The organism is Pseudomonas sp. Irchel 3A18 (assembly GCF_900187465.1).
GTDB lineage: Bacteria > Pseudomonadota > Gammaproteobacteria > Pseudomonadales > Pseudomonadaceae > Aquipseudomonas > Aquipseudomonas cichorii.
Genome location: NZ_FYDI01000008.1, coordinates 202,405 through 227,381 on the forward strand (window position 1 = coordinate 202,405; position 24,977 = coordinate 227,381).

17 protein-coding genes are annotated in these 24,977 nt (G+C 59.7%); 8 read left to right on the forward strand and 9 right to left on the reverse strand.

All coding sequences use genetic code 11. The features are described 5' to 3' along the window. Window positions 1-5: 5 nt before the first annotated feature. From CKW23_RS17475 to CKW23_RS17490, 4 genes are all read right to left on the reverse strand, one after another. Complete coding sequence (locus CKW23_RS17475) at window positions 6-1,268, reverse strand: amidohydrolase family protein (RefSeq protein WP_095068052.1); 1,263 nt, start codon at window positions 1,266-1,268, stop codon at window positions 6-8. Continuing rightward, the gene (locus CKW23_RS17480) at window positions 1,265-2,575 is read right to left on the reverse strand and encodes an MFS transporter (RefSeq protein WP_095068053.1); all 1,311 of its coding nucleotides are present in this window, start codon (window positions 2,573-2,575) and stop codon (window positions 1,265-1,267) included. Before CKW23_RS17480 ends, CKW23_RS17475 begins: the two co-directional genes overlap by 4 nt. A gap of 177 nt (window positions 2,576-2,752) precedes the next feature. Continuing rightward, the gene (locus tag CKW23_RS17485; protein WP_095068054.1) at window positions 2,753-3,649 is read right to left on the reverse strand and encodes a LysR substrate-binding domain-containing protein; all 897 of its coding nucleotides are present in this window, start codon (window positions 3,647-3,649) and stop codon (window positions 2,753-2,755) included. 12 nt (window positions 3,650-3,661) lie between these two features. Next, complete coding sequence (locus CKW23_RS17490; protein WP_025260124.1) at window positions 3,662-4,567, reverse strand: LysR substrate-binding domain-containing protein; 906 nt, start codon at window positions 4,565-4,567, stop codon at window positions 3,662-3,664. A 168-nt stretch (window positions 4,568-4,735) separates the two neighbouring features. Here CKW23_RS17490 and CKW23_RS17495 point away from each other — a divergent pair, with 168 nt between their 5' ends. Then, entirely contained in the window at window positions 4,736-7,774 is a 3,039-nt protein-coding gene (locus CKW23_RS17495) for an FAD-binding and (Fe-S)-binding domain-containing protein (RefSeq protein WP_095068055.1), read from the forward strand. A 111-nt stretch (window positions 7,775-7,885) separates the two neighbouring features. On the opposite strand, the gene yghX is transcribed toward CKW23_RS17495, so the two are convergent. From yghX to CKW23_RS17510, 3 genes are all read right to left on the reverse strand, one after another. Then, window positions 7,886-8,773 carry a YghX family hydrolase gene (yghX, locus tag CKW23_RS17500; RefSeq protein ID WP_025260126.1) on the reverse strand — a complete coding sequence of 296 codons (888 nt, stop codon included), beginning with the start codon at window positions 8,771-8,773 and terminating at the stop codon, window positions 7,886-7,888. A gap of 90 nt (window positions 8,774-8,863) precedes the next feature. Further along, entirely contained in the window at window positions 8,864-10,912 is a 2,049-nt protein-coding gene (locus CKW23_RS17505) for a TonB-dependent receptor (RefSeq protein WP_162883731.1), read from the reverse strand. 139 nt (window positions 10,913-11,051) lie between these two features. Further along, window positions 11,052-11,441 carry a DUF2946 domain-containing protein gene (locus CKW23_RS17510; protein WP_025260128.1) on the reverse strand — a complete coding sequence of 130 codons (390 nt, stop codon included), beginning with the start codon at window positions 11,439-11,441 and terminating at the stop codon, window positions 11,052-11,054. A 205-nt stretch (window positions 11,442-11,646) separates the two neighbouring features. Here CKW23_RS17510 and CKW23_RS17515 point away from each other — a divergent pair, with 205 nt between their 5' ends. The 6 genes from CKW23_RS17515 (at window position 11,647) to CKW23_RS17540 (ending at window position 21,295) form a co-directional block, all read left to right on the forward strand. Then, on the forward strand, window positions 11,647-13,593 hold the full coding sequence (locus tag CKW23_RS17515) for a LodA/GoxA family CTQ-dependent oxidase (protein WP_038399857.1): 1,947 nt from the start codon (window positions 11,647-11,649) through the stop codon (window positions 13,591-13,593). Window positions 13,594-13,598: 5 nt separating this feature from the next. Beyond that, on the forward strand, window positions 13,599-14,657 hold the full coding sequence (locus CKW23_RS17520) for an NAD(P)/FAD-dependent oxidoreductase (RefSeq protein ID WP_236249442.1): 1,059 nt from the start codon (window positions 13,599-13,601) through the stop codon (window positions 14,655-14,657). A 258-nt stretch (window positions 14,658-14,915) separates the two neighbouring features. Next, window positions 14,916-16,475, forward strand: coding sequence for a sugar ABC transporter ATP-binding protein (locus CKW23_RS17525; protein ID WP_095068056.1), 1,560 nt, complete (start codon window positions 14,916-14,918; stop codon window positions 16,473-16,475). Continuing rightward, complete coding sequence (locus tag CKW23_RS17530) at window positions 16,468-17,493, forward strand: ABC transporter permease (RefSeq protein WP_095068057.1); 1,026 nt, start codon at window positions 16,468-16,470, stop codon at window positions 17,491-17,493. The genes CKW23_RS17525 and CKW23_RS17530 overlap by 8 nt, the downstream gene beginning before the upstream one ends. Window positions 17,494-17,520: 27 nt before the next feature. After that, window positions 17,521-18,576 carry a substrate-binding domain-containing protein gene (locus tag CKW23_RS17535; protein WP_025260133.1) on the forward strand — a complete coding sequence of 352 codons (1,056 nt, stop codon included), beginning with the start codon at window positions 17,521-17,523 and terminating at the stop codon, window positions 18,574-18,576. Window positions 18,577-18,907: 331 nt separating this feature from the next. Then, window positions 18,908-21,295: a TonB-dependent siderophore receptor gene (locus CKW23_RS17540; protein WP_025260134.1), complete on the forward strand. Its 2,388-nt coding sequence runs from the start codon at window positions 18,908-18,910 to the stop codon at window positions 21,293-21,295. 45 nt (window positions 21,296-21,340) lie between these two features. On the opposite strand, the gene CKW23_RS17545 is transcribed toward CKW23_RS17540, so the two are convergent. Together CKW23_RS17545 and CKW23_RS17550 are read right to left on the reverse strand one after the other, a co-directional pair. After that, on the reverse strand, window positions 21,341-21,802 hold the full coding sequence (locus CKW23_RS17545; protein ID WP_025260135.1) for a DUF3574 domain-containing protein: 462 nt from the start codon (window positions 21,800-21,802) through the stop codon (window positions 21,341-21,343). Between the two features lie 205 nt (window positions 21,803-22,007). Next, window positions 22,008-23,324: a diaminobutyrate--2-oxoglutarate transaminase family protein gene (locus CKW23_RS17550; RefSeq protein ID WP_025260136.1), complete on the reverse strand. Its 1,317-nt coding sequence runs from the start codon at window positions 23,322-23,324 to the stop codon at window positions 22,008-22,010. A gap of 219 nt (window positions 23,325-23,543) precedes the next feature. On the opposite strand from CKW23_RS17550, the gene CKW23_RS17555 reads away from it, so the two are divergent. Continuing rightward, the gene (locus CKW23_RS17555) at window positions 23,544-24,977 is read left to right on the forward strand and encodes an efflux transporter outer membrane subunit (RefSeq protein ID WP_025260137.1); all 1,434 of its coding nucleotides are present in this window, start codon (window positions 23,544-23,546) and stop codon (window positions 24,975-24,977) included.

Here is a 24,977-nt window from a genome sequence, read left to right on the forward strand (position 1 = left end):
ACCGGTCACTGCTCCAGCGTATTTTTCCGGATATGACCATTCTGGAAGATCATCGCCAGACGCTCGCCTTGACCTACCAGACAATCAATATCGGTCAGCGGGTCGCCGTCCACGACCAGCAGGTCGGCCAGTGCGCCCGCTGCGATACAACCCAGTTCGCCCTCGCGCTGAAGAATCTGCGCCGCCACGCTGGTGGCGCTGCGCAGGGCTGCAAGATTGCCCAGCAGTTCGGCCCGGATCTTCAGCTCATGGCTTTGGTATTCATGCATTTCACCGAGCAGGTCCGAGCCATAGCCCATGGGCACGCCCGCTTCGGCGAACAGCAGCAGGGCATTGCGTCCGGCCTGACGCACGTCTTCGATCTTGGCCACCGAGTCGGCTGGTAGTCCGAAGCGTTCTCCATATTGGGCGAGCATTTCATAGGTGACTTGAGTCGGTACTGCAAACGCTCCTTTTTCAGCCATCAGGCGGGCGGTGTCGGCATCCACCAGATTGCCGTGCTCGATGGTGCGCACGCCGCACTCGATGGCGCGGCGAATGGCGCGTGCCGTATAGGCGTGAGCCATTACATAAGTGTTGGCGGCTTCGGCCTCGTCGACGATGGCGCGGATTTCGGCTTCGCTGTATTGGGTATTGGCAATCGGGTCGGTGGGTGAGGAAACGCCACCTGAAGCCATGATCTTTATCTGGTTAGCGCCTTGTTGCAGTTCTTCGCGAACCGCCAGGCGCACATTGTCGACACCGTCCACCACCCGGGCGATGGCCCCGGCGCGGAAGCAGCAGGAGCAGGGTTCATTCAGCAGAAGTTCGCCACGGGCGCGCATGTCGCCGTGGCCGCCTGTCTGCGACAAGGCCTTGCCCGAAGCAAAGATTTTTGGGCCGGGGATAAGCCCCAACTGGATGGAACGGGCCAATGCCCAGTCGGCACCGCCGGCATCACGCACGGTGGTGAAACCGCGTTGCAACATGGCTGCCAGAATCGGCAGCGCGCGATACATGATGATGGCGTTGGGTTGCAGGGCATTGAAACCCAGGTTGGCATTGGAGGCCAGAACATGAACATGACAGTCGATGAGGCCGGGCATCAGGGTCTTGCCGCCCAGATCGATAACTTTGGCCCCGGCTTCGGCGGGTTCGCCAGCAGGGCGTACGGTGACAATGCGCTCACCCTCGATCACGACTTCCTGGCCGTCGATCAATTGACCCTGTTGCAGGTCGAGCAAACGCCCGTTGCGCAGGATCAGCGTTGAAGAGTCAGGGGTATTCATTGATAGGCTCCAGTCAGAGGAAGGCGTGACACAGGTTCTCTGTCGCGATAGAGCATCGCGCCCACGCCGCTGATGATTGCTGCAAACATGATGTAGAACGCGGGGGCCACGTTGCTGCCAGTCGAGGCGATCAGCCAGGTGATGGTGAACGTGGCGAAACCGCCGAAGATCGTTACGGCGAAGTTGTAGGCCACCGACAAGCCGGTCGAGAGCACGTGGCTTGGTAGCAGCTCGCCGAAGGCGGCGAGGATCGAGCCGATGTAACCCGAAATCAGCAGGCCGAGCACCACTTCAAATACCAGCAGCGAAAACAGCCCCGGCATCTGGTTGATGAAAAGAAACATCGGGTAAGCGCTGAAGAAAATGGCCACTGCCGAGCCGAGGAGCCAAGGGCGACGACCATAGCGGTCAGCAAGGGCACCGACGACAGGCGTGGTCACGATCAGTACTGCGCCGCCCATCATCCCGGCGCTGAATCCCATCCATGAAGGCAGGCCGAGGACCCGCTGAGCATAAGAGGGAATGTAAAACAGGACGGCGTAGGTGCAGACTGTCCAGAGCACGACCAGCGAGAAACTGATCAGGGTCTGGCGCGGATAGGTGCGCAAGACTTCACGCAAGGGCGATTCGACAGTCTTGCTGGTCTTGTAGACCGGCGTTTCATCGACGCGGCTTCGAATATAGAAGCCAACCGGGCCGATCAGGGTGCCGATCAGAAATGGCACGCGCCAGCCCCAGCTTTCCAGTTGCGCCTGGGTCAGGTAACTGGACAGGAAAGCACCCAGCGCGGAGCCGAGTAATACGGCCACGCCAATGCTGGCTTGAATCCAGCTGGAGTAGAAGGCTTTCTTGCCTTCGGGGGCGTGTTCGGTCAGAAATGCCGTGGCGCTGCCCATCTCGCCGCCCGCCGAGAAACCTTGCAGCAGGCGCGCCAGCACGATCAGTACCGGAGCCATCAGGCCTATCTGCGCATAACTGGGAGTGATGGCGATGATCAGTGTGCCAAGGGCCATGAGCAGGATGGTCAGCGAGAGTGCTGCCTTGCGCCCGTGCTTGTCGCCATAGATACCCAGCACGATGCCACCCACCGGGCGCATGAAAAAGCCGACGCCGAAGGTGGCCAGGGCCAGAAGGTAGGAAGTCAGTTCATTGCCGGTGGGGAAGAACACCTTGGCGATGATGACGGAAAAGAAGCTGTAGACCGTGAAGTCGAACCATTCCAGGCCATTGCCGATGACCGTAGCGATAACCGCACGGCGCGCCTTTTGGTTGTGAGTGCGTGATGGAGATGTTTGTTCTGTGCTCACTTTTTTGACTCCTGCATGCAAAACATGCAGGAAACAACCCTGCATTTATAGAGGGGCAGAGTTGAAAAGTTGAAACATTATTCGGATCTGATGCCCGGTTGCGTTCGAGATTAGGCTGCAGCCTGAATTTGAGAAAGCGATCATTACGCAGGTTTGCATGCGTGTGGCGCATGCAAGTCAGTTGGCAATCTCATTGCTCAGCCATTTCTCGAAGGCTCGGGCAGCACGTCTTGGCATCTTGCCGCTGGGGGTGAGCAGGTAATAGCCGCCGATGGCGCCGATATCCGCGTTGCATGCAGGGACCAGAGCGCCGGATTTCACATGGCGATCAATCATCGGGCGCCAGCCCAGCACAATGCCGTGGCCGGCGATGGCCAGATCCACGAGTACCGGATAGAGGTTCACGGTCATGCGCTGGTGGATCAGCGAAGCGTCCACGCCCTGGCGACCGAACCAGTCGTTCCAGGACAGCCATTGGCGCTGGCCGTCTTCGAGCATCAGCAGGCAGTGGTCGAGCAGTTGCACCGGCTCAAGCGTCTGCCCGTCCAGATAACCCGGTGAGCAATAGGCATTCACCGATTCGGCAAATAGCAGGCGGCCATCCAGGCCGGGAGGGGATTTTTCACGCAGGAAGTACAGCGCCAGGTCGAACTCGGCCCGGATCAGAGAATCCAGCCCATCGACCACCCGCAGGCGTATGTCCACCGCCGGGAATTCGTCCTTGTAGCGACCCAGTAACGGACCCAGCCATAGCGCTGCCACGCCGCTGGAGCAGGCCAGCGTCAATTGCTGTTCGCCGTTGTGGGTGATGACCTGGGCGGTGGCTTCGGCGCATTGAGTCAGGATCCGATGAATTTCTTCGGCATAGATCTGGCCCGCGATCGTCAGGTGAATGCGCTTGTGTTCGCGACGAAACAACGCCCGGCCCAGGAAGTCCTCCAGTTGCGCGACCTGCCGGCTGATTGCACTTTGTGTCAGGTGCAGCTCGGCGGCAGCCCGGGTGAAACTGCCATGTCGAACCGTGGCTTCAAAGGCGATCAGGTTTTGTAGTGGCGGAAGGGGTTCTATACGCACAGAGGCTCCGTATTAAAAACCATCGGGAAAGGGTGTCGACAGCAGCCAGTCCCTGAACACGCAGAGCGACGGCAGGTTCTGGAAGCGCGTGGCATACACCAGATAGTAATTGCGGCCGCTGTCCATGGGGTCGAACAGCGTCACCAGTTCGCCGCTGCTGATTTCGTCCTGCACCAGAATGCGCGGCACCAGCGCCACACCAATACCCGCTGCCACGGCCTGGATCAGGTGTGCGGTCAGCTCGAAACTCGGGCCGGGGCGCATGATGTGGTGGTCGAGTTGGTTTCTGTCGAACCAGTCGGACCATGTATTGGGGCGCGAAACCACGCTCAGCAGTGATTGCTGGGCAATCTGCCCCGGCGTCATGGACTCATGGCCGACAAGCGCTGAAGGGCTGGCGATAAGCACCAGTTTTTCCGCAATCAGCGGATGGGCGATATAGCCCGGCCAATTGCCTGTGCCTGCACAGATGATCGCATTCATGTCGCTGGCCGCAGGCATCAGGTCGGCATGCACGATGCGTGAGTGGATATGCACCACATGGCCCGGATGCCGGGCATAAAAGTCATGCATGCGCGGCAGCAGCCACTTTGAGCCGAAGGTCGGCAGCACGGCGAGGTGCAGGGTTCCGCCTTCGGACTTGTGGGCGATGGTCTGCAGCGTTGCACTGCGGATTCGCCCAAGGGCTGCCGCCAGTTCATGCTGATACAGTGCGCCCGCCGTGGTCAGTTCGATACGTCGGCCATCACGCTTGAACAACGCCACTTCCAGTTGTGCTTCAAGGGCCTGCACCTGGCGACTGACGGCGCTTTGGGTCAGGGCCAGCTCATCGGCGGCCTTGGTGAAGCTGACATGGCGCGCCGCTGCTTCAAAAGCGATGAGCAACGACATCGAAGGCGTGAGTCTTCTCGGGTTCATTCATAAAACTCATGGAAAAACGGCAGGTTTTACATTTGCGCTCTTGGCCCTGAAGCCTGAAAATCAACGTCAACCGTTGATGAAGCCCTGTTTCAGAGCGCTCTGAAGCATACGTGCTTTGCCCATAAAAGTTTGCATATAAAAAGCCTAGCCTGTCAGGAAGCCACCATGATTGCCCTCTTGAATCCGACCCTCGAACAGGTCGATCACTATGACCGTTTCCTCAATGCCCTGGCGCAGGAGGGTTTTCGAGGCGAAATCGCAAGGGATCATGGCTCGCGAACCGTTCTGGCCACCGATAACTCGATCTATCAGCGCCTGCCCCAGGCCGCCGTGTTTCCCCTCGACAGCGCCGATGTCGAAACCCTGGCGCGACTGGCCGGACGTGCCGAGCACAAGCAGGTGGTATTGACGCCACGGGGCGGCGGCACCGGTACCAACGGGCAATCTCTGACCGATGGCGTAGTCGTCGACCTTTCGCGGCACATGAACCGGATTCTGGAAATCAACGTTGAGGAGCGCTGGGTGCGGGTGCAGACCGGCGTGGTCAAGGATCAGCTCAACGCTGCCCTCAAGCCCCACGGCCTGTTCTTCGCCCCGGAGCTGTCCACCTCCAACCGTGCAACGGTCGGTGGCATGATCAATACCGATGCCAGCGGTCAGGGTAGCTGCACCTACGGCAAGACCCGCGACCATGTGCTTGAACTGTCGACGGTACTGCTCGGCGGTTCGCGTATACACAGCCTGGCCATGGGGGCCGATCAACTGGAGTCTGAGCAGGCGCGAACCGACCGGGCTGGGGATGCCTATCGTTGCGCCCGCGAGATTGCCGATACTCAGGCGCAACTGATCAAGGATATCTTTCCGCCGCTCAATCGTTGCCTGACCGGTTACGACCTTGCCCATTTGCGCGAGACCGATGGCCGCTTCAATCTCAATAGTGTGCTGTGCGGTTCGGAAGGTTCGCTGGGCTTTATCGTCGAAGCCAAGCTCAATGTGCTGCCGATCCCCAAGCATTCGATTCTGGTCAACGTGCGCTACGCCGGCTTCATGGATGCCCTGCGCGACGCCAAGGCACTCATGGCGCTCAAGCCGCTGTCCATCGAAACCGTGGATTCAAAAGTCCTGATGCTCGCCATGCAGGACATCGTCTGGCATGGCGTGGCCGAATATTTTCCTCAGGATCCGGATACACCGACTCTGGGGATCAACCTGATCGAGTTCTGCGGCGACGAAGCCAGCGAAGTGGAGCAGCGGGTCCATGCCTTCGTCGAGCATTTGCAGAGCGACACCTCGGTGGTTCGACTAGGCCACACGCTGGCGGTGGGCAGCGCAGCGGTCAATCGTGTCTACGCCATGCGCAAGCGTTCGGTCGGTCTGCTGGGCAACGTCAAAGGCGAAGCCAGGCCTCAGCCTTTTGTCGAAGACACCGCTGTGCCGCCTGAAAACCTTGCCGATTACATTCAGGAATTCCGCGCGCTGCTGGACAGCTACAACCTGCAATACGGCATGTTTGGCCATGTGGATGCCGGGGTGCTGCACGTACGGCCGATCCTCGACATGAAAGACCCGGCCCAGGCCGCGCTGGTGCGTCCGATCTCCGATGCTGTTGCCGCCTTGACCAAGCGTTACGGTGGCCTGCTCTGGGGCGAGCATGGCAAGGGGTTGCGCTCTCAATATGTGCCGGAATACTTCGGCGAGCTTTACCCGGCGCTTCAGGCACTCAAGGCTGCTTTCGACCCGTTCAATCAGCTCAACCCCGGCAAGATCGCGACTCCTGCAACCGTACCTGCTGCCAGATTGACGCTGGTGGACGAAGTGCAGTTGAGAGGCGATCTGGACCGTCGTATCGACGAGCGCGTCTGGCAGAGCTACGAAAGTGCCGTGCACTGTAACGGCAACGGCGCCTGCTACAACTATGATGCCGACGACGCCATGTGCCCGTCCTGGAAAGCTACCCGCAACCGCATTCATTCGCCAAAGGGCAGGGCTTCTCTGGTCCGTGAGTGGCTGCGCCTGCAGGGTGAGCAGAATGTGGATGTGCTGACCGCCAGCGCCCGTGCCCGCTCGGCCAATGTCATCAAGAGTCTGGTCAGCAAGACCGCCAACACCTTGGGCAGGCTGCGCGGGCAGCAAGACTTTTCCCATGAAGTCTATGACGCCATGGCCGGTTGCCTGGCCTGTAAATCCTGCGCTGGGCAGTGCCCGGTCAAGGTCAATGTGCCGGAATTCCGTTCGCGTTTCCTGGAGCTGTACCACAGCCGCTACCTGCGCCCGCTGAAGGACTACCTGATCGGCTCGCTGGAGTTCAGCATCCCGTATCTGGCTCGCTTCCCGAAACTCTACAACGCCATGATGGGGGCCAAGCCCGTTCGCTATCTGCTTGAGCATGTGGCGGGCATGGTGGACAGCCCCTTGTTGAGCCTGATGGATTTCCGCGCCGCCTGCGCACGCTGGAATGTCGGCATTGCCACGCCCGAGCGTCTGGCCGCGCTGTCTGAACAGGAACGCAAGCGTACGGTGATCCTCGTTCAGGACGCTTTCACTCGTTACTTCGAGACTCATCTGGCGGCTGACTGGCTGGAGCTGATTTCGCGTCTGGGGTATCAGGTTTATCTCGCGCCATTTGCACCAAACGGCAAGCCGCTGCAAGTGCAAGGTTTCCTGGCGGCTTTCGAGAAGGCTGCCAGTTTCAACAGCCAATCGCTGCGTAAACTTGAGGCTTATGGCATCCCGCTGGTAGGGCTTGATCCGGCCATGACGCTGGTTTACCGGCAGGAATACAGCAAGACACTGGGCAGCGAAAACGTGCCCACGGTGTTGCTGCCCCAAGAGTGGCTGGCTGCGCAGCTGGAAGAGTCCGGGCAGGTTCAGTCGGGCGAAACCTATTACTTCCTGCCGCACTGCACCGAGAAAACCAACGAACCGGGCAGCGTCGGTCTGTGGCAGAAAGTCTTTGCTCGTACCGGTCTGAAACTTGAAGTACTGGCCAGCGGTTGCTGCGGCATGTCAGGCACCTACGGCCACGAAACCCGAAATGCCAAACACTCCGACACCATCTATAGCCAGTCCTGGCAACCGTTGGTGGCCCGCCACAATGGCGAGGGTCGACTGGTTGCCGATGGTTACTCCTGTCGCAGCCAGGTCAAGCGGCAGGACGGGCAGGTGGTGCAGCATCCGTTACAGATATTGCTGGCTCATATATAAAACTCTGGGAGCGGACTTGTCCGCGAAGACGGCTTCCCATACACATAAATATGTATGGGATGTTCTGGCCCTTCGCGAATGAATTCGCTCCCTCAATTCGTGCGAATGGTCTCAAACCAGATACCGCCGAAACCATCCCACGGTTCTGTCCCAGGCCAGATTGGCGGCGGCTTCGTCGTATCGTGGCGTGGAGTCGTTGTGGAAGCCGTGGTTGGCACCGGGATAGATATAGGTTTCGTAATTTGTGCCAGCCGCTTTCAACGCCGCTTCATAAGCGGGCCAGCCTTCGTTGATCCGTGTGTCCAGTTCGCCATAATGGATCATGATCGGCGCCTTGATCCGCACCACGTCTTCGGACTTGGGTTGGCGACCATAGAATGAAACCGCTGCTCCCAATTCCGGATAAGCCACGGCCGCCGCATTGGCGACGCCTCCGCCATAGCAGAAGCCGGTGATGCCGACCTTTCCGGTGCTTGCGTCATGCTTCATCAGCCATTCGATAGCCGCGAAGAAGTCGTTCATGAGCTTTTCAGGATCGACTTTCTGTTGAAGTTCTCGGCCTTTGTCATCGTTGCCCGGATAACCGCCCACGGAGGACAGGCCATCAGGTGCCAGTGCGATGAAGCCTGCCTTGGCAGCACGTCGGGCGACGTCCTCGATATAGGGATTGAGCCCACGGTTTTCATGGGCGACCACTATCGCAGGCAGCTTGCCGCTGGCTTTCGCCGGACGCACCAGATAACCACGTACTTGCCCATGACCTTTGGGCGAAGGGTAATTGACGTATTCGGCAATGATATCCGGGTCGGTGAACGCCACTTGTTCGGCCAGCGCGTAGTTCGGGCTCAGCGAGGCCAGAAGGGCCGTGGCAGTCAGGCCTCCCAGAGTGAACAGGGCAGCACGGTCGAGAAATTCGCGCCTGTTGATCTTGCCGTGGGCGTAGTAGTCGTACAGCTCAAGCAGTTCAGGGGCAAAGTCTTTGGCGGTGAGACGATCCATCTGCATGCTTCCTGTCAGATCATTGGGGTTTCTATTAAAGCAGCTTTGATGCCTAGGTGCCGTTGATAGCACCTCGACATTTATTGCGGATCAGAAATCCATCGTGACCCCGGTATAGAGTGCGCGCCCATCACCCGGCGAGTGCAGGGAGTCGACGGCGCCGTCCGGGTCATACCAGACGTACTCGTAATAACGGTTGGTCAGGTTCTTGAGTTGCAGGTCGACACTGACCGACTCGCTTACCTTCCAGGTCGCGCCCAGGTTCATCAGCACATAGCCGCCATAGGTGCCCTGAGTGTTTTCCCGCTCCAGATAATAGTTGGTCTGGCCGTTCATCCAGGCCGTCAATTGAACAGCGGGGGTGGCCTGATAGGTCATGCCGGCGTTGTAGACGTGATGGGGGATATGGTCGATTTCCCGGCCTTTGCTGTTGGGCAATGTAGCGCTGGGCTCAAGGATTTTCGAGTATTGCCATGAGTACGCCATCCATATTTCCGTGCGCTCGTTCGGGTGCAGGTTCACCTGCAGGTCATAACCCCAGCGCCGGGTTTCCCCGACGTTATCCGATTCGCCACTCGGGTCGTTGAGCCGGCGGCTGACTTCGCCACTGGCTTCCTGCTGCCAATAGGCGATCCGACCATCAACCCAACTGGCGGGAGTGAATTTGATCCCGGCTTCCCAGCCTTCGTTGATCGAGGGTTCCAGATCGGTATCCCGTGGCGGAATCTTGTAGGCCGCCGCCCCTGTACCGACCTGGAAGGTGCGTCCCCAGTTGGCGTAGAAACTGGCCACATCCCAGGGCGAATACACCACGCTGAGCTTGGGCTGCTTGATCAGGCCATAGTCATTGATGTCGTAATCCAGGCCGGTCATTTCATTGGTGAAGTCGCCCTGGATCTTGTCGACCCGATAGGCCGGGACAATCTTCAACGACTCGAAAGGCTTGATCTCGGCCTGGATATAAGCGCCGTATGTGTCGAAGTCGAATTGCTGGTCGCGGGTCTGGGCCTGGCGAACCCGATTCAGGGTCCGGTAGCGTTCGCTCTTGTTTTCCTGCTGCTGCATGTCCGCTCCGCCTTCCAGAGCAAAGTCGTACAGCCAGCTGACTTCCGGGCGCCAGGTCAGAGAGGTGAGGGCGCCGTACTGGGTTTCATAGGCATCCCGTTCCTGTTGCGAGGTGGTTCTCCAGTACTGGGTCCAGCGTCGGTCGTCAAAGGTGTTGATGTAGGTTTTAGCGGACCATGCCAGGGTGTCTGCAAGGTCCGTATCGAAATGCAGGCTGACCTGATTCATGCGCCGGGTGCCCTTGTCCGTGGCGTTGTAGCTGTTGGTCATGGTCGGGTGGCGGCTGGCATTCTCTTCGCTCAGGTATCCGGGCTCCTGGGCTTCGGTTTCGTAATGCCTGGCAATCAGGCCGATGCGATAACTCTCGTCGTCCGGGGTGTAGAACCACTTGCCAGACATGGAGAATTTCTCGGCGTCGGAGTGATCGCGATAGCCCTCGGATTTCTGATAGGCGAAGAAATAGTTCTGGCTCCAGTTGCTGTTCTCGAAACCTTTGGAAAGCTGGGTTTCCCGTGTATTGAAGCTGCCGTAGCGAATCCGGGCCTTGGTGTAATTGCCGCCGGTGCGGGTCAGCATGTTGACGTTGCCCGCGATGTTGTTCAGCCCGTAACGGGCATCGCTGGTGCCGCGAACCACCTCGATGCTGTCCAGCTCCATGGGGAAAATCATGTCCATGAACGGCATGTTGCCGTCGTTGCTGTTGCTCGGAATGCCGTCGATCAACAGTTTTACCGCATTGATTTCGCCTTCACCGTTGAAGCCGCGAAAGGAAATCTTGCCGGACGTGGTGCCCTGATTGAATTGGGTAAGGATCACGCCGGGGGCACGACTGAACAGCTCCCAGCTGTAATTGACCGGCATCTTTTCAAGGATGTCGCCACCCAGAATATCCACCGAGCTCAGCACGCTGCTGGTGCTCAGCGGGCCGCTGCTGTTGCCCTGAACGGTGACGGAACCGAGGGTCAGGGTCGAGTTTTCAATCTGGGTTTCGGCCAGTGCCGCGGACAGCGGCGTCAGGGCAAATACCCCGCAGGTCAGCGCCTGGCAGAGAGAGCGGGCCACAGGGGCATGCATTGCACGTGGCAATGTAGAAAAAACAGGCATAGCACTTACTTCCTGGAGACCAAGATATTTCGAGGACGTGGAATGGCCGTTCAATGCATTCCAGCGCCAGACAGGAAAAACCGCGCCAGAGTCGGCGGGCAAGGCGTGGTCAGGCCAGGGGAGAAGCGCGCGGAGTCAGACTGGGCCAGCGAACCCTGGGATGCAGCGTTGGCTGCTCGGGGTTGTCCAGTGCTGTGTCAGGGGTGTAGCGGGGCAGGAAGTGGCGGTAGTAATCGGATGGCAGGGCTGCCAGTCCGGCATGGCCACAGCAGCAGTCGCCATGCTGCATGGCGGCTTTCGAGGAAGCGGGTTGCAGGGTATCGATCAGTTTCTTGAAGCCAGGCGGCAATACAGTCGAACCGCTCCCCGAGCAAAAACCGCCCCACAACAACAAATGCGCATCCGGCGTCTGCATGGCGCGGCTCATCGGCATGGCCAACATATTGAGCAATATGGCCAGGCAGGCGATCCAGGGACTGATGCGTTTCATTGAAGCCATGGGTGGGCCCGGAGCAGGAAGGCCGCCATTTAGCCGTATTTGATCAGGGAATGTAAATGCTTCTGTGGGGAGGATTTTCAGCGTACGGAAAGCGATGCAGGAACTGATGTGTGGCTATTTGACATCTTGATATTCTGTCATCTAGTGTCGTGGCCTGAGAAACAGTTCTCGGGATACTTCATTTCAGCAGGGAGGCTACATCGCAATGGCCACTACCATCAGTTCTGCGTTGATCAAATCAGTACGTGTGCATCCGGGGCTGGGGATTGCCCGGGTCGGTAATGCCTTGGGTCATGATGAATATGTTCTGGCCGCCGAGGTTCCGGGAGCGGTTGCGAGCAGTGCGGATGGAGCGTTTCGCGATGCCAAGGGCCACCTGCGGCGTCAGGCCGTGCGTTTCCGTATCTATGCAGAGCTGACGGATGGTTCGGTCCGCGAACTGACCCTCGAAGATGGGGTGAAAATCGATTGGACCGTAGAGCTCGCCAACCTCAAGGCGGGCTGGTACAACTTCGAGAATGCCATGGACTTGCCTGCGCCCTACGCGAAGAGCGCAGGTCGACGTAATCCGGCGGTCATTGGCAAGCAGCGCAAGGCGCTGGACATTCGTCCTGGCCCGAGAACCATCGGTGGTCGCAACAAACAGGGCAAAGCCTTCCATTTCGATACGGGCGAGTTCTACAGCAAGCCGGTCTATCTGGGCGAGTTGCGCACCGACGCGGAGGGCCGACTCATCGCGCTGGGTGGACACGGGCATTCCGCACCGCTCAAGGCCGGCACCGCGCCTGTCACCTTTGCCAACAATGAAGACTGGCATGACGATATCTCGGATGGTCCGGTCTACGCTCGCGTGACCTTCGCCAATGGCGACACCCTGGAGGCCGAACCGGGTTTCCTGGCCGTCACACCGCCCAACTATGCACCGGGACTGTTCGGTGTCGTCACCATGGAAGACGTGGTGCGCGACCTGTATGTGCGCAATGGTCAACTGCCTGCCCACAAAACCACTGAGTTCACCCGCGACATCTGGCCGATCTTTGATCGCCTGACCAATATGCAGTGGACCAACCATGGTATTTACATGCTCAGCGGCTCCGGCTCGCCACTGGATACCAAAAACAAGGCAGTCTTGAAGAAACTTGCCGACCCGTCTGCAAAGAATGCCGAGTTCCGTACCAGGGTCTTCGATCTTTTCCGTATCCCTGACGGTAGCGGGGCGTTCACGTCTGCGCTGCTGCCGTTCTACGGCGATTACTACGGCGATTATTCCGATCTCGAAGGTGCAGGCCTGGCCGTGACGCCTTTGATGTACAAGGCACTGGAAAACTGGGTGAAAGGGGATTTCGTTTCTGACTGGAAAGGTGAGCCGGTTATCCCGGCGTTCTCGTCCCTCAAACCGCAACAGCAGGTTGAAGCGCTGGATCGTGCAGGCCTGCATGAGTGCCTGGGCGGGCCGTTCCATCCCGGCATCGAACTGACCTGGTTCATGCGTGTGTCCAGCGTCTGGAAAAGCCCTTATCGCCTGGCAGTCCTGCCTCAGGGCCATGCTGTGCGCCAGGATTACGGCAGCAAGCTGACACCGGAAATCTGCCTGAGCAAAGGTGGCCCGCTGGACGGCGTAGGTCCCGGCTCCCTGACCCGCGCACTGGGCGTGCCATGGCAGACTGATGGCGCATCCTGTCTGTCCGATGCGGAATATGAACCAGGCTCTTATCTGTCCTTCCCCAGCTACTGGGGAGCACGCGTGCCCAACAGCGTGCTCAGCAACGAGGCCTGGCAGCGTGTCGGTTCAACGCAATCGAGTGAACCGCAACAGCTCAAGAACTTCTCCTACCGCGAGGACTGGTTGCGCGACCTGAAAGGTTCCTATCTGGCGCGTATCAACAAGATGGTCAGCCAATGGTGGGAGCTTGGCGTTCTGGTCAGCCAGGAGACATCGCCCGAGTTGCAAAAGAAACTTGGGCTGCCAGCCCAGGCCTGGGTAGAAACCGGTCGCCCGGAAAGTGCCGTTGGCCCCAACACCAAGGTTGCCTTGCTCGCGGCCATCGAAGCTCTGGACCATCCACAACCGTTGCTCAAGGGCGCCGGACTCGACAAAGCCACGCCACGCAAGAATGTGAAACCACGTCGTCTGCGCAGGGACGAGATTTGACCCACGTGTACGACGTTCTGGTCGTGGGCGCCGGGCCGGCAGGTTCGGCGCTTGCCATTTGTCTGGCCCAGGTGGGGCTTGACGTATGCATGGTTGATCGCGATGACGCGGGCCAGCCGCGACCCGGTGAATGCCTGTCGCCCGAAGCGGTGCCGGCGTTGGCCGCGCTCGGGCATGCTGATTTGCTGGACGACATGTTGGTTGCCCGGCGCTGTTGCGGCGTGCAATCGATCTGGGTGACGCCTGAACGGGCTTTTCGCGATTATTTCGCCGAACGCTCATCCCAGGGTTATTTCCTGGATCGTCAGGTGTTCGATGCCCGTCTGCGGGACAGGGCACAGGCTGAAGGTGTGGTGCTGGAGCGGGGCGTGCGGGTGACCGAGGCCGAGTGGGGTGCAGTCACCACCCTGAGCGGTTTGCGGGGCGAGGACTTCTGGCGTGGTCAAGCCCGTTTCGTGATCGATGCTTCGGGCAAGTCCAGTGTTATTGCGCGCCTGGGCGGTGCGGGCAGGCGTCGCTTGAGTCGTCAGGTCGCCGTTGCAGCCTGTTTGCCTGCCGGTACTTCTGAGTTGGCGTCAACCGACTGGTTGTTGATCGAGGCGGACACACAGGGCTGGTGGTCCGGTGCGACTTCGGCCAGCGGCCAGCGCCATCTGGTGCGATTTTTCCCCGAAGGCGGCGAAGTCTCCCGCAGCCCGGCCGAACTTGGCCGACAACTGGAACAGACAAAGTTGATGCAGCACTACGTTGCCGCCGGCGAACTGTCGGCGGCACCTTTGCAAGTGCTCGATGCCGGTTGTTCTGCGCTGGACTGCGTTGCGACCTCGCAATGGCTTGCGGTCGGTGAAGCGGCAATCGCTTTCGATCCCGTCACGTCACAGGGCCTTGCCCATGCGTTCGGGGCGAGCCAGCCAGCGGCCCGCGCTGTGCTGGAATATCTGCATCATGGCCGTGTGGACAAGCTTGAACGTTATGATCAGCAGACCCGTATAACCCTGGCGCATTCTCTCAAAGGGCTCATGAGCCACTACGCGCAGTGCCATAGTCTGGCGAGTGTGGGCTGATCAGCCTTTGTTCAAGTGCCTGAGTACTCCGGCTGAAAGCCGACTTGGACAGACCCAGCGACAAGGCCGATCCAGATGCATGGGCCGCAGCAGCCGCAAGGTACGCGAGTGCTTCTATGGATATTTCAATTGGTTATTTATCGCCGGATAACCCGTCCATTAGGCTATATGCGATTTCGTCTCTCTTGAAGACGTCGTTTATCGCCGTGTGACCCGTGCGCGGCCTGCTTTTCTCTGATCCCTTGTGTTGAGTTCTCCATGAAAGTGCCCGTAACGGTCCCTCAGGATCCCTTGGTCAGTACCCGTGGGCTGGGCAAGTCATTCGGTTCAAGCCGGGTCTTGCAGGATATCGACTTGAACCTTTATCCCGGTGAGGTTGTGGCCTTGCTGGGGGCCAATGGTGCGGGCAAATCCACCCTGGTGAAAATCCTCTCTGGCAGCCATCGCCATGATGCGGGCGAGTTGCGGGTCGAGGGCAGGGCGCTGGGTTTTGCTTCCCCCCATGAAGCGCGGCGCGCCGGTATCGTTGCGGTTCACCAGCAGGTTGACGAGGCGGTGGTGCCGGGTTTCAGCGTGGCCGAGAATCTGGTGCTGGATGAACTGTGTCAGCCGCAAGGTTCCATCTGGAGCAGGCGGCGAAGTCTGCATGAGCGTGCCGCCCAGATCGCGGCAGGTCTGGATTTGCACTTGCCGCTGGACGCGGCCATCGAAAGCCTCGGCACGGCTGAGCGGCAACTGGTGGTGCTGGCTCGTGCGCTGGCGCTCAAGCCCCGCTTGCTGGTGCTGGATGAGCCCACGGCGTCCTTGTCGGCTACCGAGGCTGAGCGACTGTTCGCGTTGATCGACGTTCTGCGCGGGCGCGGGGTCAGCATTCTCTACATTTCCCATCGCCTGTCAGATTTGCAGCGCATTGCAGACCGGGCGATTGTGCTGCGCGATGGACGTCTGGCGGGCGAGTTCGCCGCACCGCTGGACCTGGCCGCTGCCGTGCGGGCCATGCTCGGCAGCGAACTGGCGCCTGTGGTTCACCAACAGACCGAGCGCGGGCGTGAAGTGGTGCAGATGCGCGATTGTCGACTCAGTGAAGCCAGCACGGCTTTCGATCTGAATCTGTACCGAGGCGAAGTGGTCGCCATGACTGGCCTGCTTGGGGCTGGCAAGAGTGAGATAGCCGAACTTCTTTTCGGCCTGCGTCAGCCTGTGGCGGGCGTTATCGAACTGGATGGCCAGCGCTGGGCTCCGGCATCGCCACGCGAGGCCATTGCGGGCGGTGTATTCATGGCCTGCGAGGACCGCGTGCGTGGCTCATTGGTGCCGGGCTTTTCCCTGACGCGAACCCTGACCTTGCCGTTTTTGCAGCGATTCAGTCGTGGCGGTTTTATTGATGCTGGCGCAGAACGCGAAGCGGTGCAGGAGCACGTGCAAACCCTGGGCATCAAGTGTGCGGGTATTGATGTGCCGATGGAGACGCTTTCTGGAGGCAATCAACAGAAAGTGGTGCTGGCCCGCTGGTTGCTGGGCAATGGCCGCTTGCTGATTCTCGATGAGCCGTTTCAGGGCGTGGATATCCGCGCCCGCCGGGAAATCGGTGCTCGGATTCGTGCCAGCGCCGGTCAGCGCGCCACGCTGGTGATCTGCTCCGACCCCGACGAAGCGCTGGAAATCGCCGACCGTATTCTGGTGGTGCGTGACGCCAGTGTGGTGGCCGACTACCCGCGTGCCGGTCTGCAACGCGAGCAACTGGTCGCGCACATGGCGGGCGTAGCGCCGCAACCTGACATCAACCCTCTGCATCGCCAAGGAGCCACGCTTGCCTGAGTCGACGTCTTCACATTCCCTGAAACCACGGCCATGGGAGCCATTGCTGCGTTTCACCATCCATTACGGGCTTTTGCTGCTCCTGGCGTGGGTGGTGGTGCTGTTTTCGGTACTGGAACCTGCGTTTTTGCGGGTCGGCAATCTGTTCATCATTCTGCAGTCGGTGTCCATCGTGGCGCTGCTGGCTCTGGGTGTGACCCTGAGCATGTCGGTGGGCGGGCTCGACTTGTCCATCGGTGCGGTGGCCGCCATGAGCCTGATGTGTGCCAGCTACGTCATGGTGGTTCTGGACTGGGGGCCGCTGCCGGCGATTTTCATCAGTCTTGCCTGTGGGGCGCTGGTGGGATTACTCAACGGATTTCTGATCGTACGCATGGGCATCCCGGACATTCTGGCGACCCTGGGCAGCATGTTCCTGATCATTGGCCTGCAACTGATTCCTACCGGTGGCCGCTCCATTGCGGTCGGCATGACCTTGCCCAACGGTGACGAAGCTTCCGGCAGTTTCAGTGCGGCCTTTCTGGCGATTGGCCGTGCGCGGCTATGGGACACGGTGCCGGTTCCGGTGCTGGTCATGCTGGTGGTCGCGCTACTGGTCTGGGGCTTTCTTGAGCTGACCCGCTTTGGCCGGGTGTTCTACGCCATCGGTGGCAACGAGCGGGCGGCGCGGCTGGCCGGTGCTTCGGTGGAGAAATACAAGCTGCTGGCCTATGTGCTCTCGGCGTTGCTGGCTTCACTGGGCGGCCTGTTGCTGGCGGCCCGTCTGGGACGTGGCGATGTCAGCTCCGGCAATGGTCTGGTGCTGGATGCGCTGGGGGCGGCACTGATCGGTTTCGCCGTGCTCGGTGCCCGCAAGCCCAATGCCTTTGGCACGCTGGTGGGTGCGTTGCTGGTTGCAACCTTGCTCAACGGCCTGACCATGCTCAATGCACCTTATTACACCCAGGATTTCGTCAAGGGCGCGGTACTGGTCCTGGCGCTGATGTTTACCTTCGGCCTCGCGCAACGGGCGCGCTGAGCCTCACTGTCAGAGAAGGAATACTCGATGCATCGACTCATCACACGCGGGCTGCGACGCCTGCTCGCCGCCACGCTGGTCGCTTCCCTGGCCACAGGCGCCAGCGCTGCCGGAATTGCCGGTGCGCCTGCGCCGTTCGACAAGGGCGGGGTCAATATCGCGCTGGTGGGCTATCTGTTCTCGGGGGACTTCCCCGAGGCTTACCTGCGTGGCGTCGAAAAACAGTCGGAGGCGCTGGGCATTAACCTGCGCCTGTTCGATGCCCGGCAACAGGCGGCAACTCAACGAGAAATGTTGGAGCAGGCCATCGACCTGGGTGTAGATGGCATCATCGTGCAACTGGGCCTGGCCGAAACCCTCAAGGACACCGTGGCCAAGGCCGTCGCCAAAGGCATCAAGGTCGTCGCGTTCGATATCGACCTGGGCAATCCGCAAGTGACCCAGATTGAACAGGATCACCATCAACTGGCGCGTCTGGCGCTGGATCAGGCACTCAAGGACAACGGCAACGCATTCCAGGCGGGTTATGTGTTCATTGGTGGCTTTACGCCGATGGAGCGTCGCGATGAAATCTGGCGGCAGGTCAAGGCGGACAATCCCGGTATCGTCGAGAAGGCACGTTTCGGCACCCTCAATCCGCCCATCGCCAACTCGGTCGCGGATCAGGCCAGTGCCGTGCTGCGGGCCAATCCCGGTTTGCAGGTGATCTTCGCGCCCTTCGACGAGTTCGCCAAAGGGGCCAAGATCGCAGTCGATGAGGCGGGCCTGGGCAAGCAGATCAAGATCTACAGTGCCGACATTTCCACGGCCGATATCCAGATCATGAAAGAGCCCGGCAGCGCCTGGGCTGCCACGGCTGCCGTAAACCCTGAGGTGGCAGGCGCAATCAGCGTGCGCAGCCTGGCCATGCGTATTGCCGGTGAAGACCCGGGAGCCCGTGTGCTGGTCCCGCCAACCCTGATTACCCGTCAGCAGTTGCTGGATCTGGATGTGAAGAATGTCCGTGACCTCGCGAAGAAAGTACCTGCGTTCGGTGAAGCTGCAGGTGTGGCACGTTCGGCCTGGATTCCGTTGGCGAAATAAACTCCATTTCTGCCATCTCCGTAAGCACATTCATTCGCGAAACTGCTCTTCGCGAATGAATGTGCGCTACGTTTTAGAAGGCAACTGTTGCTTTGCCAACAACCAATGTTGAATAAGCAACAGTATTGAAGAGCGATATAACCTAAGTATTATTGGTTCTTTGGCATAGATTGCCGCCTCGTCTAATGTCCTGTCTTCAAAGGGTTTTATTGGCTCTTTGTGTCTTCTTTGCATTGATCTCGCTGCGTGCCCGAACTTTAAAACTACAGCAGAAAACCGCCGCAATTCTTGTTGGTCGGCAGGTATTTCTGCGCCCCAAAGGAGCCGTTCCATGTATTACCGTTCACGGTCACTGCTGGCTGCCGCTGTGGTGGCGGCAATGACGCAACTTCCTGCGCAAGCCGAAGAAACTTCCCCGAGTGCTGATGACGAAACGCGTCTTGGCGCCGTACTGGTGACCGGCACGCGAGGCAAGGCCCGTACCGTGCTGGATTCGCCCGTGCCGGTAGACGTATTGACCGCCGATGACCTCAAGTCCGCCGCAGCCGGCGGGGGTGAACTGGGGCAGGCGCTGCAGACGTTATTGCCGTCGTTCAGCTTTCCCCGCCAGTCCAACTCTGGCGGTGCCGACCATGTACGGGCCGCTCAACTGCGGGGCATGAGTCCCGATCAGGTGCTGGTTCTGGTCAACGGCAAACGTCGGCATACCTCGGCGCTGGTCAACGACTCCTCGAAGATCGGTCGCGGTACCGCGCCAGTGGATTTCAACTCGATCCCCATCAGCGCCATCAAGCGCATCGAAGTGCTGCGTGACGGGGCCGGTGCGCAATATGGTTCTGACGCCATTGCCGGGGTGATCAATATCATCCTCGACGATGCTCCTGAAGGCGGTGAAGTCTCGACCACTTATGGCGCTTACCACACGCGCCAGGATGCCATTGGCAAGACCACGACCGATGGCCGCAACTCGCTGACGACGGCCAAGATCGGCGCACGTCTGGGGGACGAAGGTGGTTTCATCCGTGGCGGCACCGAATACAAGGATCGCGACCCGACCAACCGCGCCGGATTCGACGGTTTCTCCGATACGCCAGGCCAGCGCAACTATGTAATGGGCGACGGCGTGGCACGGGACATCAATGCCTGGTTCAACAGCGAACTGCCGCTGGGCAACGGCAAGGCCTATTCCTTCGGCACCTACAACGAACGCCACACCACGGGTGCCGAGTTCTATCGCTATCCCGGCGACCAGCCACAGTTCTATCCAGACGGCTATCTGCCGCAATCACTGGGAGATAACAAGGACCTGTCGGCCACCGTCGGCTTCAAAGGTCTGCTCGGTGAGCAATGGGACTTCGACAGCAGCCTTACCCATGGCCGCAACCACTTTGAATCGGCGACCCAGCGCACCCTCAACGTTGCCTTGGGGGCTGACTCGCCGACCCGTTTTGATACCGGAACCTACGAATTGCGCCAGACCACCGGCAACCTGGATTTCACCCGTGAGCTGCGCCTTGCCGGCCGCCCGTTCGTGTTGGCGCTGGGCGGCGAATACCGCTACGAAAACTACCTGACCTACGCAGGCGACGAAGCTTCGTATTTCGGCACCGGAGCCGATGGTGCCAACGGCCTGCGCCCGAGCGAAGAAGTGGACCTGGACCGTAATGTCTTCGGCACCTACGCCGAATTGTCCGGCGACCTGACCGACCGGCTGTTTGTCGACGCAGCAACCCGCTGGGAACGTTATGACGATGCGGGCAGCAAGCTCACCGGTAAGCTGAGCGGCCGCTACCGCCTGACCGGGCAACTGGCCTTGCGCGGCGCTGTCTCCAACAATTTCCGGGCGCCGTCGCTGGCGCAGGTGGGCTTCCAGAACACCACCAGCAACTTCGGCACCGGCGGCACGCTGACCGATATCCGGGTGCTGTCGGTCAATGACCCGATTGCCCGCGCGCTGGGTGCCGAGGACCTGAAACCGGAAACCTCTAAGAACTTCAGCCTCGGACTGACGGCGCAATTGAGTGAACGTTTCGATGCGTCCTTCGATGTGTTCCGCATCGACGTCAAAGACCGCATTACCTTGTCCCAGCGTATCGGCAGCGACGCACTGGAGCAGTACATCAACGATAACCTTGGTGTTGCCGGGGTCCATGATGTGAACTTCTTCACCAACGCCGCCGACACCCGCACCGACGGTGCCGAACTGGTCCTCAATTACCGACAGCCATGGCTGGACGGGCAACTGGGCCTGACCACGGCTTACACCTGGAACCACACTAAAGTCACCAAGACCAAAGGCACGCCGTCACAGCTCAGCAATCTCGGGATCGGCAGCGATGCGCTGGTGGGCGTGGAAGAGCGTAACACCCTGACCGATGCGGCACCCAGGGACCGTTTCGTGATTTCCGCCAACTGGGCCAGCCAGCACTGGGGCCTGCTTGGCCGCTTGACGCGCCAGGGCAAGACCACCCGTGTGTTCGATTTCGGGGATTCCCAGCCGGAACAGACCTATAACGCGGTCTGGCAACTGGATGCAGAGGTGCAGTACAGGTTCACGCCCAGATTCGATATTGCCCTGGGCGGCAACAACCTGACCGACAGATATCCGGAGCGCTCCAGCGCCGAGATCAACTACGGCGGCAATCTTCCGTATGATGTGTTGTCACCGGTTGGAACCAATGGCGCGTATTACTACGCCAGGGTGACTTACGGATTCTGAAGAGTTGTTATTGGACACGCCGCCTTGTACGGGCGGCGTTTTTGTTTAAAAGGAAATCTCTGCCGGTTGCGACAAACGTAAAACCGAAAGATCGCCTGTCACGCTCTTCCAGGCCAGGCGAATGGCCTCGATGTTCTCGCGGTTTTTGGCGGTGTTTTCGTGGAGGATCACAATCACCCGGGTATTCAGCCGCTCCGGTTGTGTGGCGCCTTTATCGCGCCATTGGCCGTAGGCATCCAGAGCTGTAAATCCATCGGGGAAACGTGGCGTGACTTCCTTGTCGAGAAACGCCCGCCAGCGCGCGACATTGGCCTGATCATTCTCGCTGTCCAGCAAGCCCAGCGAAAAATACAATTCCGTGCGTAACCATATCGCTTGCGGCGGACGACCGCTGTCGCCCTGCAAGGTGGAAGTGCCTGGGTCAGTCGTGTGAACGGGAAGAGCGGGAGACGCGGAACAACCGACCAGCAGCATAAACAGGCCGGGTAGTAACAGGCGTGGCAACATCAGGGATTCCTGCAGTGGCATCGATAAAGAGGCTCACTATAAGAAGCCGGGCTAATGGTTAGAAATAATAAAAAACCTGTTTCCTGAAGCAAAAAGAATAAGCAAACTCCAACCCCGGTAAGAGCGAATTGATTCGTGAGACGTCATTGAAGGCGATACATCCTCTTCAAAACCAGTTCGCGAATGAATTCGCTCCTATGTATGCTCAAGGCGCCTTGATGGCCGCCGCAACCGAATCTTCAAAACGCTCCAGAACCATACCCACTTCCTCTTCGCTGATGGTCAGTGCCGGCAGGAATCGCAACACGGAGCTGTGGCGTCCTCCGGTTTCGATCATCAGGCCATTCTCGAAGCAGTTGAGCTTGATGGCACGTGCCAGTTGCGAGTGGCCTGGCCCGGTGCGTCCCTTTTCTTTGGGATGAGTGACCTCGACCCCCAGCATCAGACCGCGACCACGCACCTCGGCCAGTGCCGGGTAGCGTTGGGCAATGTCCTTGAGGCCGCTGGCAAGTCTTTCGCCTCGCTCTGCCGCCTGGGCTGCCAGGTTTTGTGATTGCACATGGCGGATAGTCGCAGCACCCGCAACCATTGCAATCTGATTGCCACGGAAAGTACCCGCATGCATGCCGGCGCTCCAGGTATCCAGATGTTCGGCAAAGACGATCACTGACATCGGATAACCGCCACCAATGGCCTTGGACAGCACCAGGATGTCCGGGACGATTCCGGAATGTTCAATGGCAAAGGTGCTGCCGGTACGGCCCAGGCCGGTCTGTACTTCATCGATGATCAGCAGGATTTCCTGCTCGCGGGTGATCTCGCGCAACTCGCGCAGCCAGTTTGCCGACGCCGCAATGCAGCCGCCTTCGCCCTGAATCACTTCGACGATCACTGCCGCGGGTTTCTGCACACCACCTTCGGGATCGCTGAGCACCGTGCGTATGTATTCGATAGACAGTTGGTCGGTCTGAGAGCCATCGGTACCGAAGGGGCAGCGCAGTGCATAAGGGAAGGGCAGGAAGTGAGTGCCGGGGTTGACCGCACCTGCGTTGATCTTGGGCTTGAGATTACCCATGGCCGACAGGGCGCCTGCGGTCATGCCGTGATAGCCGCCGTGAAACGCCATCAGCGGAGTGCGCTGGGTGTAATGACGGGCCAGCTTGATGGCGGCTTCCACTGCGTCCGAGCCGCTGGGGCCGCAGAACAGGATCTTGCTGTTATTGCGCATGGCCGCAGGCAATGTAGAGAACAGCGCCTGCACGAATTCATGCTTGGCCGGTGTGGCCAGGTCCAGACCCTGTTGCAGTTGATCGGTATCCAGGAATTGCAATACGGCTTCGCGGACAACGGCAGGATTGTGACCCAGTGCAAGAGTGCCGGCATTGGCCAGGCAGTCAAGGTATTCACGTCCCTGGTCATCCTTGAGGCGTGAACCGTTACCGCTGACGAACAGGCGTTGGAATGTGGCCGCGTAAGTCCTTGCGTTGGATTCGACTTTTTTCAGATAGCTCAACTCTTGCATAGTCGGTCACTCGTTTGCCTTGAGAAATGGGATCTCCTGCGAGTCGTCTGCACGCCCGCGTGGTGTAGTTGGATTCTGCTGCACAGGCCATGGACCGACAATTTCCCACGAGGCAATGTCCCCGCTTTCCGCGCCAGACAGTCATTGCGTCAAACGCTTCAATAGCGCCGTCAATGCAGCCGAGCGCCTGACCCAACGTCCAGGCATCAAGAGGACGTCATGGATATCTTCAAAACGGCAGCGAAACGTTCACTGCCGATACTCATTGCCCTGATCACCAGCGGCTGTGTGATGGGACCCGATTACCAGCCTCCGGCGGTCAGCATGCCCGCGCAATGGCATGCACCTTTGCCCCATGGTGCCAGCGTCAAGGCGCTGTCCGGCTGGTGGCAGCAATTCAACGACCCGCAACTCGAACGCCTGCTGCAATGGGCCGAGGCCGACAGCCCGACGCTGGATCAGGCCCGGGCAAGCATTCAGCAGGCCAGGGCGACCCTGGCGGTAAGTGATGCCGATGCGTCACCTACGTTGCGAGGCAGCCTTTCGCGCAACCGCACAGGCGAACGTCAAGACAGTACGCGACAGTCTTATTCCAGTTCATCGGCGGGTCTTGATGCTGCCTGGGAACTCGACCTCTTCGGCAAGTTCCGGCGCAATCGTGAAGCTGCAGCCAATCGTATCCAGGCTCGTGTCGATGACTGGCATGACGCACGGGTATCACTGGCTGCCGAAGTGGCCGATGACTATGTTCAATATCGAGGTTGTCAGCGCCTGGTCCTGGCCTATCAGGAGCAGCTCGACTCGCAACGCCAGACCGCCGAACTCACCGGGCTGTCCCTCAGGGCCGGCTTCACTGCACCGGCCGATCTGGTCCTGACCCAGGCGTCGGCAGCCAGCAGCCAGTCGACCCTGATCAATCAGCGCAGCGAGTGCGAGTTGCTGCTCAAACAACTGACTCAACTGACCGGCAGCGATGAAAACCGGGTGCGTGAATTGCTGGGCCAGGCCCCGGCAATATTGCCGTCGCCAGCCCGCCTGGATGTCCATTCCATTCCTGCCGACCTGATCCGCCAACGTCCCGACCTGGCCTCGCGAGAGCGCGAGCTGGCCGCTGCCAGCGCAGATATTGGCGTGGCCGAAGCACAGCGCTGGCCAAGTCTTAGCCTTTCCGGCTCGTTCGCCGTCGGTACCAGCAATGGTCAACTGCTGCGCAACTGGACGGTCGGGCCTTTATTGTCGCTACCACTGCTCGATGGTGGCCTTGGTCGCGCCACGGTCAAGAGTGCCGAGGCGGCCTATGACTCGGCGCTGGCGGCTTATCGGCAAACCTTGCGCACCTCTGTGGGTGAGGTGGAGCAGGCGCTGGTCCGACTCGATGCGGCGCGACGCCGTGAGGCCGATGTAGAGCGGGCGACCCAGGGCTATAGCGAATATTTTCAGGCCGTGGACAAATCCTGGCAGGCGGGTGGTGTGAGCATTCTGGACCGGGAGGTGGCTCGGCGTTCTGCGCTGGATGCCCGGATCGAACTGATCACCTTGCAGCAGGAGCAGGTGCGTTACTGGATTGCTCTTTATAAAGCGTTGGGTGGTGGCTGGCAGGACAGCCCTGAAAACCGGTCAGTCGCGCAGGCTTCGACAGGAGAGCGATCTTGA

Bases quoted from the DNA above. Each gene is read 5' to 3' on its own strand.
- CKW23_RS17475 (WP_095068052.1), bottom strand. From the start codon at position 1,268: ATGAATACCCCTGACTCTTCAACGCTGATCCTGCGCAACGGGCGTTTG.
- CKW23_RS17490 (WP_025260124.1), bottom strand. From the start codon at position 4,567: ATGAACCCGAGAAGACTCACGCCTTCGATGTCGTTGCTCATCGCTTTT.
- CKW23_RS17495 (WP_095068055.1), top strand. From the start codon at position 4,736: ATGATTGCCCTCTTGAATCCGACCCTCGAACAGGTCGATCACTATGAC.
- yghX (WP_025260126.1), bottom strand. From the start codon at position 8,773: ATGGATCGTCTCACCGCCAAAGACTTTGCCCCTGAACTGCTTGAGCTG.
- CKW23_RS17505 (WP_162883731.1), bottom strand. From the start codon at position 10,912: ATGCATGCCCCTGTGGCCCGCTCTCTCTGCCAGGCGCTGACCTGCGGG.
- CKW23_RS17510 (WP_025260128.1), bottom strand. From the start codon at position 11,441: ATGGCTTCAATGAAACGCATCAGTCCCTGGATCGCCTGCCTGGCCATA.
- CKW23_RS17515 (WP_038399857.1), top strand. From the start codon at position 11,647: ATGGCCACTACCATCAGTTCTGCGTTGATCAAATCAGTACGTGTGCAT.
- CKW23_RS17525 (WP_095068056.1), top strand. From the start codon at position 14,916: ATGAAAGTGCCCGTAACGGTCCCTCAGGATCCCTTGGTCAGTACCCGT.
- CKW23_RS17535 (WP_025260133.1), top strand. From the start codon at position 17,521: ATGCATCGACTCATCACACGCGGGCTGCGACGCCTGCTCGCCGCCACG.
- CKW23_RS17540 (WP_025260134.1), top strand. From the start codon at position 18,908: ATGTATTACCGTTCACGGTCACTGCTGGCTGCCGCTGTGGTGGCGGCA.
- CKW23_RS17545 (WP_025260135.1), bottom strand. From the start codon at position 21,802: ATGTTGCCACGCCTGTTACTACCCGGCCTGTTTATGCTGCTGGTCGGT.
- CKW23_RS17550 (WP_025260136.1), bottom strand. From the start codon at position 23,324: ATGCAAGAGTTGAGCTATCTGAAAAAAGTCGAATCCAACGCAAGGACT.
- CKW23_RS17555 (WP_025260137.1), top strand. From the start codon at position 23,544: ATGGATATCTTCAAAACGGCAGCGAAACGTTCACTGCCGATACTCATT.